Raw genomic sequence first — 14771 nt, forward strand, 5'->3', positions numbered from 1 at the left:
TTACAACGCAGAGCTCACGGCTAAAATAGCCGCTGAGTGACGAACTCCAACATCTCCGGAAAACCCGGTCTGGTTCACACTGTGGCATCCGAAGTTGTCATTTTGTACCTCCCCAGGTGCGTAAAGCTCGGTGCGTGAAGCTGTTGTTTTGATCATGTTAAAGACTCAGAATGTGTCCGAAATGCGCACTGAATTGGGCTCAAACTGGAAATTTGACGGATTTCCGGTTTTTTCTGGAGAAAAATCCAAGAGCGTGACCTGAATTGGGCAGTGCCCGAACCGAAGTGGCATCAGGGCAAACCGGAAACGGGCATCAAAATGAAAAAGGCGCCCCGAAGGACGCCTTTCCCATACGTGCCTCTGACCGAACGGATCAGCAGCTATAGTACATTCCGAACTCAACCGGGTGCGGTGTGTGCTCGTACAGTTCGATTTCTTCCATCTTCAGGTCGATGTAACCTGCGATCTGGTCTTTGGTGAACACGTCACCGGCCAGCAGGAAGTCCATGTCGGCCTGCAGCTCTTCGATTGCTTCACGCAAGCTGCCGCAAACTGTCGGGATGCCTTCCAGCTCTTCTGCGGGCAGATCGTAAAGGTTCTTGTCCATCGCCTCGCCCGGATCGATCTTGTTCACGATACCGTCGATGCCGGCCATGAGCAGAGCGGCAAAGCAGAGGTACGGGTTCGCCGACGGATCGGGGAAGCGGGCCTCGACGCGCTTTGCTTTCGGGTTTTCAGTCCACGGAATACGGACACAACCGGACCGGTTACGTGCAGAATAGGCGCGCAGAACAGGAGCTTCAAAACCCGGGATCAGACGCTTGTACGAGTTGGTCGACGGATTGGTGAAGGCGTTCAACGCTTTTGCGTGCTTCAGGATACCACCAATGAAATACAGCGCTTCCTGGCTCAGGTCGGCATATTTGTCGCCTGCGAAAAGCGGCTTGCCGTCTTTCCAGATCGACATATTGCAGTGCATGCCGGTGCCGTTGTCGCCGTAGATCGGCTTGGGCATGAACGTTGCCGACTTGCCGTAAGCCTGTGCCACGTTGTGGATCACATATTTATACTTCTGAAGCTCGTCGGCCTGCTTTGTCAGCGAACCAAAAATGAGACCGAGTTCGTGCTGACAGGACGCGACTTCGTGATGGTGCTTGTCGACCTTCATGCCCAGACGCTTCATCGTGGACAGCATTTCCGAACGGATGTCCTGACCATCGTCGATCGGGTTTACCGGGAAATAGCCGCCCTTGATGCCGGGACGGTGACCGGTGTTGCCCATTTCGTATTCGGTGTCGGTGTTCCACGATGCGTCAAGCGCATCGACTTCGTAGGACACTTTGTTGATCGAGTTCGAGAAACGAACATCGTCGAACAGGAAGAATTCAGCTTCCGGACCCCAGTACGAAATATCACCGATACCCGAGGACTTGAGATATGCTTCGGCCTTTTCGGCAGTCGAACGCGGGTCACGATCATAGGCTTCGCCCGTGTCCGGCTCAACAATCGAGCAGTGCACGCAGACGGTTTTTTCCGCATAGAACGGATCGACATAAGCGCTGTCCGTGTCGGGCATCAGTTTCATGTCGGAGGCTTCGATGGACTTCCAGCCTGCGATGGACGACCCGTCGAACATGAAACCTTCTTCAAGAAAGTCCTCATCAACTTCATCGGCTATCACTGTGACGTGCTGGAGCTTACCGCGCGGGTCGGTAAAGCGGATGTCTACATAGGCGACATCTTCGTCCTTGATCATCTTGAGAAGCGCTTCAGTGCTCATTCTCTCTTCCCTTTCACTGATGTTGGGTATTTTCGTCTAAACGTTAGTATCAGATCGCGTCGGAGCCGGATTCACCAGTGCGAATGCGGATGGCCTGTTCGACCGGCGACACGAAAATCTTGCCGTCACCAATCTTGTCGGTTTTGGCGGCTTCGACGATGGCGGCGATTGCGCCATCGACCTGATCGTCGTCAAGGACGACCTCGATTTTTACTTTAGGCAGGAAATCAACGACGTATTCAGCGCCGCGATACAGTTCTGTATGGCCTTTCTGGCGCCCAAATCCTTTGACTTCGACAACGCTCAGGCCCTGAATGCCGGCGTCCTGAAGAGCTTCCTTCACCTCGTCGAGTTTGAAGGGCTTAATGATAGCTTCAATTTTTTTCATCGCGGGTCCCTCACTCCTGCATTGGGGACGTCAGACCACTTCTGTTTGAGCGCCACAATCGGTTGGGGTAAATGTAGAGCGAGAGGGCGCTGGGATTGAAAAGCGTCGCTTATAAAATGTGCAACATGCACAAAAATCGCGCATAAATGAATCGCGGAGAAGAACACACGTGACCGAATTGCTCACCTCCACCCAGATGCGGGCCATCGAACAGACAGAAATCGAGTCGGGGGCCGTCACTGGTTTGCAGTTGATGGAGCGTGCGGGGCGGGGCGCTGTGGATGCGGTTATTGCCAAATGGCCAGAGCTGTCGCGCGGGGGGCACCGTGCATTGATCCTATGCGGGCCGGGCAACAATGGTGGGGACGGGTTTGTCATCGCGCGCCGCCTGACGGATCTTGGCTGGTCGGTCGATGTCTTCCTTTATGGTGATGTGGCCAAACTGCCGCCGGATGCAAAAGCCAATCATGACCTTTGGCTGAGTATGGGGGCAGTCTCGCCGTTCGATGCGACGGCTGTCTGTGGTTGTAAGCGCCCCGACCTATTCGTTGATGCCGTATTTGGCACGGGGCTCACACGCCCACTGCCCAAGGACCTGGCCATGGGGCTTGAGGTTGGGATTATGGGTAATTGGAATCGTGGCCATGTGATACGCCGCTTGGCAATTGACTGTCCGTCCGGCCTGAACCTTGACACGGGGAACGTCCCGCATTCCGACGACGGCACAATGCCGAGGGTCAATTCGGCGCACCTAACCGTGTCGTTTCACAGCCTGAAGGTTGGCCACAGACTGGGTCTGGGGCCAACCCTTTGCGGCGATGTCCAGGTGGTTGATATCGGATTAAACGGACTGGATGCTGCTGAGCGCGCCATGATCGGAACCGCACCTGATCCAGAACGGGCGCGATTGATCGACCCCAGCTTTGGCGATCACCCGCTTCCGCCACGCATCTGGCCCGGTGCGATGATCGCCAAGCTGCGCGGGCAGGGGCACAAATACGACTACGGCCACGCTATGATTCTCGCGGGCGGACCGGGACGCGGCGGTGCCGCGCGGATGGCAGCCCGCGCGGCGTTGCGCAGCGGGGCCGGGTTGGTCACTGTCCTATGCCCACCAGAGGCCGTACAGGAAAACGCCTGCCATCTTGATGCAGTGATGTTGCGCGACTGCGCGGACGCCTCCGCGTTTCGCCAGATCGTCGATGACCGTGTGACCGCTCTGTGCCTCGGGCCGGGTCTTGGCGTCGGAACCGGAACGCGCGACTTGGTATTCGCCGCTTTGACGCATCGACGCAAAGAGCGCGGATGGCGCGATCCGGTTGTTGTGCTTGACGCGGATGCGCTGACCTCTTTTCAGGATGATCCGGACGCCCTGTTCGCACAGACGCATCCGCGCACGGTGATCACCCCCCACGAGGGGGAATTCGCGAGGCTGTTCCCGGACCTCGCACAATCGGAACGGGCCAATCGCTCCAAGATCGACGTGGCGCGCATTGCAGCGGATCGGGCAGGCTGTATCGTTTTGCTCAAAGGCGAAGACACGGTGATTGCCCAACCGGACGGCGGCGCATCCGTCCACACGGCCACCGGCGAAAGAGCTGTGCCATGGCTTGCAACCGCGGGGGCGGGTGATGTGCTGGCCGGGTTGATCGCCGGCCTGTCGGCTCCTGAAACCGCACCCGATCTGTTTTGCGTGACCGAAGCGGCTGTCTGGCTGCATTGCGAAGCCGCCCGCGCATTCGGTCCTGGTTTGATCGCCGAAGACCTGCCCGAGATGCTGCCTCAGGTCTTTTTAACGCTCGACGGTTAAGAAACTGCGCGCGAAGTGTCTTAGGGGGCTCAATTTAGCAAAAATTCTGCTCGCATCGGCTCAAGAGCTTTGTTACTGAGCACCGCAGTGCGGGTGTGGCGGAATTGGTAGACGCACCAGATTTAGGTTCTGGCGCCTATGGCGTGGGGGTTCGAGTCCCTTCACCCGCACCATAATTGTTCGGTCTGCCATCTTTGGCTTCAGGCAGGTTTGGTTCAAGATTGATCGTCTCACCTGTACCTAAATAGTCGAAAGCCACTGCCTTTCGGCGGCTGCATAATTTGCCTGTCTGTCCAACAGTAATGGTCATCGGGCCACCGCTCTGTTTGCGGAGGAGCGCGACAAAGTTGGGCTGGAAGAATAAAGTTCTCTTAAACTAGATTGGCGGCGCGGCGCGTTCGGTCATCAATTGGCGGGCGGTGATACGTTCGCGGTGGATCATATAAAGCCCCGCACCGATGATTATGGCGATACCGGTTAAGGTCAGCGCATTGGGGAAATCTCCAAACACCAAATAGCCCAGCAGGGTTGCCACCGGCAGCTCTAGATACTGCAATGGCGCCAGCGTCGCTGATGGCGCAAGTGACAGTGCATAGGTCATCATCATATGGCTTACAGTTGCAAAGAACCCGACTGCAAACAGCCAGCTCCAGACGATCCCCTCGGGCCAAACCGGATCAAGCAATTCGGACCCTGTGCCTCGGGCGAGAACCATCACCGGTACGCACAGCACGCTGGCAATCAAACCGGTGTGAAACTGCAAAGTTACCGGATGTACACGTCGGGACAGCCCCCGCGTCACAAGAATGTAGAATGCAAAGCCAACTGCCGTCCCAAGCGGAAACAGTGCAACGGCACCGAAGGCGGCAAAACTTGGTTGGATGACAAACAAGACCCCCACAAAGCCCACCAAAGCAGCGCCAACACGGCGAGGTCCAACGTCTTCATCAAAGTAGAATTTGCCAACCAGCAGCACGATGAAGGGCGCCACAAAGACAATTGCCAGCGCATCAGCCAACGGCATGACGCGGATTGCGGCGATGAAGCAAAAGGTCGAGATGAACAACAGCACCGCGCGGAATGCCAGTGCCAGCCATAGCGCGCGCGGTATCCGAAGCGATAGCCCCATGACCCAAACAACGGGGGCCATCAGCACGCACTGTACCATAAACCGTGCCGCTGTGATCTGTCCTACCGGCACGGTGTCCGACGCCAGTTTCGCGGCCACATCTAGCAAAGGTGCCGTCACACAAAAGCCCAGCATCAGGGCGACACCAGCAAGAATATGATCGGTGGAAGGAGGTGAAGACGTCGCGTTGGGCATGCGTTTCGCATAGGGGGCGAACCTGTTCCCGTCTATTCTTTTCTATCAGGGTGTTCGCTTATCTGATTTCGTAGCAATGCCGACGGCGGTGCAAATCGATCTATTTCCTGCTTGCACCGCTCCATGCACGCCTCTAAGAGGCGATGGATTTTGACCGCCGCGGACGCCTCCGTGGCCCCTATGCAATGGATAAGGACGACATGCAGGTCACCGAAACCCTCAATGAAGGCCTCAAGCGCAGCTACTCGATCACCGTCTCGGCGGATGAGTTGGACGCAAAGGTCAACGAAAAGCTTAAAGAAGCACAGCCTGAAATCGAGATGAAGGGCTTCCGCAAGGGCAAAGTGCCGATGCCGCTTCTCAAAAAGCAGTTTGGCGAACGTCTGATGGGCGAAGCCATGCAGGAAACCATCGACGGCGCGATGTCCAAGCATTTTGAAGACAGCGGCGACCGCCCTGCGCTTCAGCCCGAAGTCAAAATGACAAATGACGATTGGAAGCCGGGCGACGATGTTCAGGTCGACATGTCTTACGAAAAGCTGCCCGAGATGCCCGAGGTCGATATGTCCTCGCTGAAACTCGAAAAGATGGTCGTCAAAGCAGGCGATGCCGAAGTTGACGAAGCGCTGGCAAACCTTGCTGAAACCGCTCAGGACTTCAAGGACCGCAAGAAGGGTTCCAAGGCGAAAGACGGCGATCAGGTTGTGATCGACTTCCTCGGCAAGGTTGACGGTGAGCCGTTCGAAGGTGGTGCTGCCGAAGATTATCCGCTGGTGCTGGGTTCGGGATCATTCATTCCCGGTTTTGAAGAGCAGCTTGTTGGTGTGAAAGCTGACGATGAAAAGAGCGTCGAAGTTAAATTCCCCGAGGAATACGGTGCGGAAAACCTTGCTGGTAAAGACGCGGTGTTTGACTGCACCGTGAAAGCTGTAAAAGAGCCGGTCGCGGCCGAGATCAACGATGAACTGGCGACCAAGTTCGGTGCCGAAGACCTCGCAGCACTCAAGGCGCAGATCGCTGAGCGTTTGGAAGCCGAATATTCCGGTGCCGCGCGTCAGGTGATGAAGCGTGATCTGCTGGATCAATTGGACGAGAAGGTCTCAGTCGATCTGCCGCCATCGCTTGTCGAAGCTGAAGCCAAGCAAATCGCACACCAGCTGTGGCATGAAGAAAACCCCGAGGTTGAAGGCCACGATCACCCCGAGGTGGAGCCGACCGATGAGCACAACAAGCTCGCGGAACGCCGCGTGAAACTGGGTCTGTTGTTGGCCGAACTGGGTCAGAAAGCCGAAGTCGAGGTTTCGGACGCCGAGATGACACAGGCAATCATGAATCAGGCCCGTCAGTACCCTGGGCAGGAACGTGCATTCTTTGATTTCGTGCGTCAGAACCAACAGATGCAACAGCAGCTGCGCGCGCCAATCTTTGAAGACAAGGTTGTCGATCACGTGGCCGAACAGGCTGCTGTGACCGAGAAAGAAGTGTCCAAAGACGATCTTCAGAAGGCGGTTGAAGCACTCGACGAAGAGTAATCATTGCCCCTTAATGCTTTGATTTCAAAGCCGCAGCGTGTTTTCGCGCTGCGGTTTTTTGTCTGATAAATGGGTAGGCACTGTCGATCTCCGACGCTTAGAGATGCAGCTCGCTTGAATATGTGACGTATTGCGCAATCTCGTCCGGCAGGGTGGTAATGCCAAGACCGGCTGCGCCCGATAGGATTAAGGTGCTCCGGTCGCTTTGGCCCCTCCAAAGATCAAACGCATCGCGCAATGGGTTGGGGTTTACGTCCACTTCGAGCAGGCCATCACCTCCGGCGGCTGCCAGCAGGTGAGCGGATGCGACAAGGCCAATTCCACCCCCAAGGAAATGCGGACAATACCTAAGGCCTGCTTCGTGGATCGCTTGCGCGACTGGCCAGCAGCCGCTGAACCCTCCCCATTTCGCAATATCGGGCTGCAGGACGCTGAACACTCCACTCGCAATGGCGTCAGCAAATCCACCTTTGTCGTTGATATTCTCGCCCCCAGCCAATGGGATCGACGATTGCTCGGCCAACGCGCGCCAATGGTTCAGGGATGCGTCCGCGGGCAGCGGTTCTTCGAGCCAGCCAAGTGGCAAGTCGCGGCAGGCGGCGACAAAGGTTTCAGCCTCGGACAAACCCCAGGCTTGATTTGCGTCTGCGAACATAGCCTCGCCTTCAGCCAGTGTTTCAAAAAGATCGGATAACAAGGCAATGTCCCGGGTCATGTCAAAGCCGACCTTGACCTTGAATGCGGAAAACCCTGCATCGCGGCTGTGTGCGATTTGGGCTGCAGCCTGTGTGATGGCGATGCCGCTGGCATAGCAGGGCACGGCAGTTTGAGCACCTTGTGCCAGAAATTGAGCCACAGGCAAATCTGCACGGCGGGCTTTAAGATCGGTCATCGCGGTATTAAGACCTGCGATCACCTGCCGGAACGAACCCCACTCACCGCATTGCAAGGCGCGGATGTGCGTTTTGTTCGTCAGTTTCCTGAACAGATCCAAGGCAGAGTCAAAGGATTGGCCAAGCAGCAGATCGGCGAAATCTTCAATGACCAATCGGGCACGGTGTTCGGCCCCGGCAGCGGGCCAATTGGCAAAAATTTCGCCCCAACCAAATGCGCCATCGGTGTCTTCGATCCGCACGAACACCGCAGGACGGTTGTGCATGACGCCAAAGGATGTGGCCACCGGTGACGAGATCGGCACGCGGTAGGCAGAAACGGCGATGCGGGACAGGGTGATCGTCATTGAAACAAGACAGCAGGATACGTCCACAAAGGCAAGCGCGCCGATGTGGATGATTGTGACTTGAACCGTGGATCAATCGGCGCGTGGGCCGTTGTAATCCTCGTCCGAGACGTGCTCCATCCAGTTGGCCGTCTTGCCATCAACGGCCGTCTGTACCGCCAAATGGGTCATTGCGCAGTCTGGCGATGCACCATGCCAATGCTTCTCTCCGGGTTCGAACCATACGGTATCGCCGGGGCGCAAAACCTTGACCGGCTGCCCTTCGGATCCAGCTAACCCGAAGCCTGACAGAACATGAAGCGTCTGACCCACCGGATGGGTGTGCCATGCCGTTCGTGCGCCGGGATCAAAGGTAACCGAAAGGATCTTGACGGCTGATGGATCATCACCCGACACAATCGGATCAAACCGAACCTTGCCGGTGAAATAGTCGCTGTTTGGCGATTGCGAAGGCCGGTCCCCGGCGCGGTGGATCTTCATGGCACGCTCCTTTGTGCAGTGTATGCATGGTTTAGCAGGGTGCATTCTGCAAACCTGCATTACTGGACAATCAGATACGGTTTTCCATTTCAGTACAACGCCGGATACGCATTTGCATGTCTGCCAGGTTTTCGTGGACAGCCAATGTGGTGTAACAAAAAAGCCCCACCAAATTGGCGGGGCTTTTGAATTTACGATTGATAAAGGCGATCAGTCTTCCGACTTGTCTGCCTCGTCATCAGATGTCTCGGGAGTTTCGGCTGCCAACTCGTCGTCATCAGATGCAGCTGCACCAATATCGTCGAAGAGTTCCGAAATCTCGAATTCAGCTTGTGCTTCTTCCTCGGCGGCCAGTTCCTGAATGGACTTGCCGGACGCCTGAAGTTCAGCTTCTTCGGGCGAACGTGCAACGTTCAGTTCGATGGTGACCATGACTTCGGGGTGCAGGTGCACCTCTACTTCGTGGAGGCCCAGAACCTTGATCGGCGTCCGGATGATGATCTGCTTACGGTCAAGGGTGAAGCCCTCTTCCGTCGCTACATCAGCCGCATCACGTGTGGTGACAGAACCGTAGAGGTTGCCACCGTCCGATGCCTGACGAATCACGATGAACTGCTGTCCACCAAGTTTGTCGGCCATCGCTTTGGCCTCTTTCTTGGTTTCGAGGTTCTGTGCTTCGAGCTGTGCTTTCTGGTTTTCGAACGTCGCGATGTTCTCTTTCGAGGCGGTCAGCGCCTTGCCCTGCAGAAGCAGGTAGTTGCGCGCAAAACCGGGCTTTACGTCAACGACGTCGCCCATCTGGCCAAGCTTGGCCACGCGTTCCAGAAGGATAACTTGCATGTCAGTCTCTCCTTACTTCACTGCGTAGGGCAGCAGGGCGAGGAAGCGGGCGCGCTTGATTGCACGGGCCAGCTCACGCTGTTTCTTTGCGGACACGGCTGTGATGCGCGACGGCACGATCTTGCCACGCTCAGAGATATAGCGCTGCAGCAGCTTGGTGTCTTTGTAGTCGATCTTGGGTGCGTTATCGCCCGAGAAGGGGCACACCTTACGACGGCGGAAAAATGGTTTCGTAGCCATGGATTAGCGTCCTTTCTTCAGGCGATCAATTGCGACGCTCGCGGCGGTCGCCACGATCACCACGTTCGTCACGTTTCTGCATCTGGACAGACGGACCTTCTTCATGCGCGTCCACCTTGATGGTGAGAATACGCATCACGTCGTCATGCAAACGCATCAAACGCTCCATCTCCTGCACGGCGGATGCTGGTGCATCGGTGCGCAGATAGGCGTAGTGACCCTTGCGGTTTTTGTTGATCTTATAGGCCATCGTTTTGACGCCCCAGTATTCCTGATCAACAAGCTTGCCGCCGTTGTCGGAAAGAACTGTGCCAAAATGTTCGATAAGGCCTTCAGCCTGCGCGTTGGACAAATCCTGACGCGAGATAAAAACATGCTCGTATAGCGGCATGTGCACTCCGTTTCTGTTCTGGCGCATTTCAAAGGACAGGCTTTGACCCTTTCGCACCTGCCCACGAGAGACTGCGCGGTAAAAATCGTTTCGCGAAAGGAGCGCTCCGTATACACGGATTGATCGGGGGTTCAAGCGTTGCTGCGATGACCCGTGTGGGTCGTCACAATCCTGCCCAGAACATGCCTTGCTGCGGTGCCGAACACGCCCCGAATTCGGCAGATTTCCTGAACAGACTGTTTCCAGAACGTAAACGGTAAGCGGTCGTCGCGTCATCGGCCGAGGAGAGAGCAAATGGTACATTACGATGAAAACTATATGCGCGGAAGAAATACGGTCGGTCGTGTGATGCGGCGCATCATCGGAATCGCCTGTCTGATTGCAGTACCAGGTATCTGGATCGCCACACAGGGTGCCTTGCCCGAGGCACGTGTTATGGGATTGGGCCTGTCGGTCATCGTGATGGGATTTGCCGGTTTGTGCTTTTTCGGCCGCTGACTGTTCATTCCGACACAGACTCTGTTGAGTTTCCTCCAATTGAGACTGCGCGCTGTCACCGCAATTTAGTGATGCATCGCAACTCTGAAAGAGGACATACTCATGAAACGCACACTTCTTGCCGCAGCACTGGTCGCAGCCCCGTTCGCCGCGCAGGCCGAACCCGAAGCCTATACGCTGGACTCGAGCCACAGCCAAATCCTGTTTTCCTACAATCACTTGGGATATTCGACCACGTGGGGCATGTTTTCGGGATTTGAGGGCGACATCCAGTTCGATCAGGCCGACCCGGCCAATTCGTCGGTGACAGTGTCGTTCCCAGTTCGCTCCATGTTCACTGGCTGGGAAGGCCGGTTTGAGCATTTCATGTCCGCTGATTTCTTTGGTGCGGAAGAAGACGAAATGGTCACCTTCACCTCCACGAATATCGAAGTGACGGGCGACAGCACCGCCAATATCATGGGCGATCTGACCCTCAACGGTATCACCAAGCCGGTCACATTGACTGCCACGCTGAACCAGTCAGGTGATCATCCGATGGAAAACAAGCCGTGGGCCGGGTTTGACGCGACAACCACCTTGATGCGCAGCGATTTCGAGGTTGGCGCTTTCGCACCGTTCGTCAGCGATGAGGTCGAAGTGCAGATCTCGGTCGAAGCGATGAAGGTTAACGATAGCGAATCCTGAGTCTTTCCCATCAATAAAGAAAAACCCCGGTTGGTGTGCCCGGGGTTTTTTGTGTTTTGAGGTCGCGAAGTTTCTTCATTCACCGCCGCGCGTTGCGGTCAGATCAACGGTCACACTCACCTCAAAGCCCAATTGGCTTTCGTCCGTCATACCGGCGCCAATATCAAAGCTCCGCCGGTCTAGAACCGTGCTGCCTTCCATTTGTGCTGTGTCGGTCGCGATCGTAAGATCAAATGGCAGCAACACTGGCTGCTCTATCCCGCGCAAACGCAATGTTCCTTCCGCGACATATCCGTCAGGAGTGTTCAAGATATCGGCGCTGAAGGTCGCGGTCGGAAAGTCTGAACTGGCAAAGTAGTCCGGCCCCATCGCCTGTTGCGTAACAGACCCCAGCGTTAGCGATGTGATTGCGATTTCGACATCGACGGACCCGGCTTTACCGGCCATGACCGTTTCGTCAAAGCTGATATCGGCGGTCCATTCTTCGAACGACCCTGACACATCCGCGCCCATCTGACGGACCGTAATGCCAAGCGTGCCGTCTGTTACAGCCCATTCACTTTCGACCCGCTGCAAAGCCGGGGCTTCGGCGGCAATTGCGCTGCCTTTGCTATAGACGCCAAATATGCCACCGACGCCAAGTGCAGCAGCCCAGACCAAAACCGCCAGCGCTGGCGGCACAAAACCACGGGACGGCCGCTCGGATGCGGCAACAGTGACCTGACGGCCCGGCAGCATGCGCGCCAAAGTCTGATCCTTGTCGATCACTGCATGTTTGATGGCCCCGGCGATGTGCAGGATCATTGAGATTATGAGCACCCGTTCAAAGACGATGTGCAGCCCAGCTGCCGTTTCGGAGACCGTAAGGTTTTCAGGCACAAACGGCAGGTTTTGTCCAAACGACCACCAGATCGGTGCAAAGCCTTCAGTCGCCGCGTGATGCACCCAGCCGGAAAGCGGGACGAGCACAAGCGATCCATAGAGAAGCCAGTGCACAATTTCGGCCAGCAACGTCTCGGTTTTGCGGTCGGGGTGTAGGGCGGCAGGCTTTGGCTGCACGATCGCCCAAAGAATGCGGGCCAACGCCACGAAGAACAACGTGACGCCAATCGTTTTGTGCAACGAGAACAGCCACGCCTTGTCCGCCAGTTGGTCTGCCGTGTCGTAGGGCATGTCATTGGCGACGATTCCCAAAGGGATCACGGCAAGAATGCCAAGCGCCGTCAACCAGTGAAGGGTTTTGGCGACAAAACCATATTGAGTTGTCGTATTGGCGGCGGACATGGGGGCGTCTCCGATTGTGGTACTGATGAAATCTGAGCTATCGCATCAAGACAGGTCCGCAATCTTCGTCAGCGCACAGAAATCGTGCAGGAACGTTGCGTCGCCCGGGCACGGGCTGTAATGGCTTGTGCCAATCAAAACCGGAGGGGTCCATGGGCCGAGCATTTCTTTTTCCCGGGCAGGGGGCGCAAACCATCGGAATGGGCCGCGATCTGGCCGATGCGTATCCAGGTGCCCGCGCTGTGTTCGAAGAAGTGGACGACGCGTTGGGGGAAAAGCTCAGTGCGTTGATCTGGGACGGGGACATCGAAACGCTGACCCTGACCGCCAACGCGCAGCCAGCACTTATGGCCACCTCAATCGCAGCGATGCGCGCTCTGGAGGCTGAAGGGGTTGCTGTTGAGTCGGCGGCCTATGTCGCAGGCCATTCGCTGGGCGAGTACTCGGCACTGACTGCCGCCGGGGCGTTGTCCGTGACTGACGCTGCACGGCTGCTGCGGGCGCGTGGTGCCGCGATGCAAGAGGCCGTGCCAGTGGGTGTCGGCGCAATGGCTGCGATCCTCGGCTTGGGGCTCGAAGATGTGCGCAAAGTTGCTGAGGCGGCAAGCCAAGGCGAGGTGTGTGCCGCTGCAAACGATAATGATCCTGGGCAGGTCGTGGTCTCTGGTCACAAGGCAGCCGTGGAACGTGCTGTCGATCTGGCCAAAGAGGCTGGTGCGAAACGCGCTGTGCTCTTGCCTGTTAGCGCCCCGTTTCATTGCGCGCTCATGGCCCCGGCAGCCGAAGCGATGGCCGCTGCGCTTGGCAGCGTTACGATCAACGCACCGGCCGTTCCCGTGGTAGCGAATGTGATGGCCGAAGCGGTCAGCGCACCGGAAAGCATCCGTTCGCTGCTGGTAGATCAAATCACCGGCGCGGTCCGCTGGCGTGAGTCGGTGAGTTGGATGGTCGGTCAGGGTGTGACCGAGTTCTGGGAGATCGGGGCAGGCAAGGCGTTAATCGGTATGGTGCGCCGAATTGATCGCTCTGCCACAACGCGTGCAGTCGGAACAGCTGCGGATGTACAGGCGGCGACACAAAACAGCTGACACGCCCAGAATTTTATGGCCAGCGCCAAGAATCTTCGTACGAAGATTCTTTCGCTCCAAGGTTAAAATGAGATGAAAAGGATCACGATATGTTCGATCTGACAGGCAAGACCGCGCTGGTGACCGGCGCTTCGGGTGGCATCGGCGGCGAGATCGCCCGCGTCCTGCACACGGCTGGGGCCACTGTTGGTCTGTCCGGCACCCGCACCGAACCGCTTGAGGCACTGGCAGCTGATCTGGGTGACCGCGCCCATGTCCTACCCTGCAACCTCAGCGATCCGGAGGCCGTATCGGCCTTGCCGAAACAGGCGACGGACGCCATGGGCAGCGTTGATATCCTCGTGAACAATGCCGGTATCACCCGTGACAATCTGTTCATGCGCATGTCAGACGACGAATGGCAGTCGGTGATCGACGTGAACCTGACGGCCACGTTCAAACTGTGCAAGGGTGTGCTGCGCGGCATGATGAAGGCGCGTTGGGGTCGCATCGTCAACATCTCTTCTGTGGTCGGCGCGACCGGCAATCCGGGACAGGGCAACTATGCTGCCGCCAAGGCCGGGATGGTCGGCATGTCCAAATCCCTTGCCTACGAGGTGGCCACCCGCGGCATCACCGTCAATGCGGTGGCCCCCGGTTTCATCGAGACAGCCATGACCGACAAGCTGACCGATGATCAGAAATCGGCAATCTTTACACAGATTCCCTCAGGCCGCATGGGCACCCCGCAAGAGATCGCCGCTGCGGTTCTTTATCTTGCGAGCCCCGAGGCGGCATATGTAACCGGAACCACACTGCACGTGAATGGTGGCATGGCAATGCTCTGATTTCGCAGGGGAAACATGTATTTTGCAGGTGCAGAAACCACTGAAAATGCAAAAGTTTTTGGCATCACGCGTTTGCGTTGAAAGCGTTTGCCATCCCGGTTCCATGTGCTATAGCGGCGCAGGTTTTGAACCGGCTCGCAAGTCTGTTGGCCCTTCCGGTCATTGGCGTTCGACCGGGACGCAAACCATTGCCCGCAAGGGCACGATCCATTCCGCCCGGGCGCGGGCTAACCCGGCCACCGCGCCGACGAAACTGTGAGGAAGAAAACATGAGCGACGTCGCAGATCGCGTTAAGAAAATTGTTGTCGAGCACCTTGGTGTCGAAGAGGACAAAGTGGTTGAGAATGCGTCGTTCATCGAC

The 14771-nt window shown here is 56.8% G+C and carries 16 protein-coding genes, 1 tRNA gene and 1 pseudogene; 8 read left to right on the forward strand and 10 right to left on the reverse strand.

Features of this window, described 5'->3' with window-relative positions:
- Positions 1-373: 373 nt before the first annotated feature.
- Positions 374-1780: a type I glutamate--ammonia ligase gene (gene glnA / locus ACTG4M_RS15075; protein ID WP_439124492.1), complete on the reverse strand. Its 1407-nt coding sequence runs from the start codon at positions 1778-1780 to the stop codon at positions 374-376.
- 49 nt (positions 1781-1829) lie between these two features.
- Positions 1830-2168, reverse strand: coding sequence for a P-II family nitrogen regulator (locus tag ACTG4M_RS15080; protein WP_292307808.1), 339 nt, complete (start codon positions 2166-2168; stop codon positions 1830-1832).
- Positions 2169-2337: 169 nt separating this feature from the next.
- On the opposite strand from ACTG4M_RS15080, the gene ACTG4M_RS15085 reads away from it, so the two are divergent.
- Positions 2338-3978: an NAD(P)H-hydrate dehydratase gene (locus ACTG4M_RS15085; protein WP_439124493.1), complete on the forward strand. Its 1641-nt coding sequence runs from the start codon at positions 2338-2340 to the stop codon at positions 3976-3978.
- Positions 3979-4067: 89 nt separating this feature from the next.
- A tRNA-Leu gene (locus tag ACTG4M_RS15090) sits at positions 4068-4151 on the forward strand.
- Here the strand turns inward: ACTG4M_RS15090 and ACTG4M_RS15095 are convergent.
- Both ACTG4M_RS15095 and ACTG4M_RS15100 read right to left on the reverse strand, forming a co-directional pair.
- Complete coding sequence (locus tag ACTG4M_RS15095) at positions 4115-4288, reverse strand: hypothetical protein (RefSeq protein WP_439124494.1); 174 nt, start codon at positions 4286-4288, stop codon at positions 4115-4117. The two genes, ACTG4M_RS15090 and ACTG4M_RS15095, sit on opposite strands and share 37 nt — an antisense overlap.
- Before the next feature lie 66 nt (positions 4289-4354).
- On the reverse strand, positions 4355-5302 hold the full coding sequence (locus ACTG4M_RS15100; protein ID WP_439124495.1) for a DMT family transporter: 948 nt from the start codon (positions 5300-5302) through the stop codon (positions 4355-4357).
- A gap of 200 nt (positions 5303-5502) precedes the next feature.
- Between ACTG4M_RS15100 and tig the strand changes: the two genes are divergently transcribed.
- Positions 5503-6834, forward strand: a complete 1332-nt coding sequence (gene tig / locus ACTG4M_RS15105) for a trigger factor (RefSeq protein ID WP_439124505.1) — start codon at positions 5503-5505, stop codon at positions 6832-6834.
- Positions 6835-6931: 97 nt separating this feature from the next.
- Here the strand turns inward: tig and ACTG4M_RS15110 are convergent, their stop codons facing one another.
- The 5 genes from ACTG4M_RS15110 to rpsF all read right to left on the reverse strand — a co-directional run bounded on the left by ACTG4M_RS15110 (position 6932) and on the right by rpsF (position 10025).
- Entirely contained in the window at positions 6932-8074 is a 1143-nt protein-coding gene (locus tag ACTG4M_RS15110; protein WP_439124496.1) for a mandelate racemase/muconate lactonizing enzyme family protein, read from the reverse strand.
- Positions 8075-8146: 72 nt separating this feature from the next.
- The gene (locus ACTG4M_RS15115) at positions 8147-8554 is read right to left on the reverse strand and encodes a (R)-mandelonitrile lyase (protein ID WP_439124497.1); all 408 of its coding nucleotides are present in this window, start codon (positions 8552-8554) and stop codon (positions 8147-8149) included.
- A gap of 210 nt (positions 8555-8764) precedes the next feature.
- On the reverse strand, positions 8765-9394 hold the full coding sequence (gene rplI, locus ACTG4M_RS15120) for a 50S ribosomal protein L9 (RefSeq protein WP_439124498.1): 630 nt from the start codon (positions 9392-9394) through the stop codon (positions 8765-8767).
- Between the two features lie 12 nt (positions 9395-9406).
- On the reverse strand, positions 9407-9634 hold the full coding sequence (gene rpsR / locus ACTG4M_RS15125; RefSeq protein ID WP_026756163.1) for a 30S ribosomal protein S18: 228 nt from the start codon (positions 9632-9634) through the stop codon (positions 9407-9409).
- A 25-nt stretch (positions 9635-9659) separates the two neighbouring features.
- Positions 9660-10025 carry a 30S ribosomal protein S6 gene (gene rpsF / locus ACTG4M_RS15130; protein WP_439124499.1) on the reverse strand — a complete coding sequence of 122 codons (366 nt, stop codon included), beginning with the start codon at positions 10023-10025 and terminating at the stop codon, positions 9660-9662.
- A 294-nt stretch (positions 10026-10319) separates the two neighbouring features.
- Between rpsF and ACTG4M_RS15135 the strand changes: the two genes are divergently transcribed.
- Positions 10320-10523, forward strand: a complete 204-nt coding sequence (locus tag ACTG4M_RS15135; protein WP_439124500.1) for a hypothetical protein — start codon at positions 10320-10322, stop codon at positions 10521-10523.
- A gap of 102 nt (positions 10524-10625) precedes the next feature.
- Positions 10626-11210 carry a YceI family protein gene (locus tag ACTG4M_RS15140; RefSeq protein WP_439124501.1) on the forward strand — a complete coding sequence of 195 codons (585 nt, stop codon included), beginning with the start codon at positions 10626-10628 and terminating at the stop codon, positions 11208-11210.
- Positions 11211-11285: 75 nt separating this feature from the next.
- Here the strand turns inward: ACTG4M_RS15140 and ACTG4M_RS15145 are convergent, their stop codons facing one another.
- The gene (locus ACTG4M_RS15145) at positions 11286-12494 is read right to left on the reverse strand and encodes a cytochrome b/b6 domain-containing protein (RefSeq protein WP_439124502.1); all 1209 of its coding nucleotides are present in this window, start codon (positions 12492-12494) and stop codon (positions 11286-11288) included.
- 152 nt (positions 12495-12646) lie between these two features.
- Here ACTG4M_RS15145 and fabD point away from each other — a divergent pair, with 152 nt between their 5' ends.
- From fabD to ACTG4M_RS15160, 3 genes and pseudogenes are all read left to right on the forward strand, one after another.
- Entirely contained in the window at positions 12647-13582 is a 936-nt protein-coding gene (gene fabD, locus ACTG4M_RS15150; RefSeq protein ID WP_439124503.1) for an ACP S-malonyltransferase, read from the forward strand.
- Positions 13583-13671: 89 nt separating this feature from the next.
- Positions 13672-14409, forward strand: a complete 738-nt coding sequence (fabG, locus tag ACTG4M_RS15155; protein ID WP_439124504.1) for a 3-oxoacyl-ACP reductase FabG — start codon at positions 13672-13674, stop codon at positions 14407-14409.
- A gap of 269 nt (positions 14410-14678) precedes the next feature.
- Positions 14679-14771 (forward strand): annotated as a pseudogene (locus ACTG4M_RS15160) (acyl carrier protein); the annotation flags it as partial.

It is taken from the genome of Marivita sp., assembly GCF_965656765.1.
GTDB lineage: Bacteria > Pseudomonadota > Alphaproteobacteria > Rhodobacterales > Rhodobacteraceae > Marivita.

Bases quoted from the DNA above. Each gene is read 5' to 3' on its own strand.
- glnA (WP_439124492.1), bottom strand. From the start codon at position 1,780: ATGAGCACTGAAGCGCTTCTCAAGATGATCAAGGACGAAGATGTCGCC.
- ACTG4M_RS15080 (WP_292307808.1), bottom strand. From the start codon at position 2,168: ATGAAAAAAATTGAAGCTATCATTAAGCCCTTCAAACTCGACGAGGTG.
- ACTG4M_RS15095 (WP_439124494.1), bottom strand. From the start codon at position 4,288: ATGACCATTACTGTTGGACAGACAGGCAAATTATGCAGCCGCCGAAAG.
- ACTG4M_RS15100 (WP_439124495.1), bottom strand. From the start codon at position 5,302: ATGCCCAACGCGACGTCTTCACCTCCTTCCACCGATCATATTCTTGCT.
- tig (WP_439124505.1), top strand. From the start codon at position 5,503: ATGCAGGTCACCGAAACCCTCAATGAAGGCCTCAAGCGCAGCTACTCG.
- ACTG4M_RS15110 (WP_439124496.1), bottom strand. From the start codon at position 8,074: ATGACGATCACCCTGTCCCGCATCGCCGTTTCTGCCTACCGCGTGCCG.
- ACTG4M_RS15115 (WP_439124497.1), bottom strand. From the start codon at position 8,554: ATGAAGATCCACCGCGCCGGGGACCGGCCTTCGCAATCGCCAAACAGC.
- rplI (WP_439124498.1), bottom strand. From the start codon at position 9,394: ATGCAAGTTATCCTTCTGGAACGCGTGGCCAAGCTTGGCCAGATGGGC.
- rpsR (WP_026756163.1), bottom strand. From the start codon at position 9,634: ATGGCTACGAAACCATTTTTCCGCCGTCGTAAGGTGTGCCCCTTCTCG.
- rpsF (WP_439124499.1), bottom strand. From the start codon at position 10,025: ATGCCGCTATACGAGCATGTTTTTATCTCGCGTCAGGATTTGTCCAAC.
- ACTG4M_RS15135 (WP_439124500.1), top strand. From the start codon at position 10,320: ATGGTACATTACGATGAAAACTATATGCGCGGAAGAAATACGGTCGGT.
- ACTG4M_RS15140 (WP_439124501.1), top strand. From the start codon at position 10,626: ATGAAACGCACACTTCTTGCCGCAGCACTGGTCGCAGCCCCGTTCGCC.
- ACTG4M_RS15145 (WP_439124502.1), bottom strand. From the start codon at position 12,494: ATGTCCGCCGCCAATACGACAACTCAATATGGTTTTGTCGCCAAAACC.
- fabD (WP_439124503.1), top strand. From the start codon at position 12,647: ATGGGCCGAGCATTTCTTTTTCCCGGGCAGGGGGCGCAAACCATCGGA.
- fabG (WP_439124504.1), top strand. From the start codon at position 13,672: ATGTTCGATCTGACAGGCAAGACCGCGCTGGTGACCGGCGCTTCGGGT.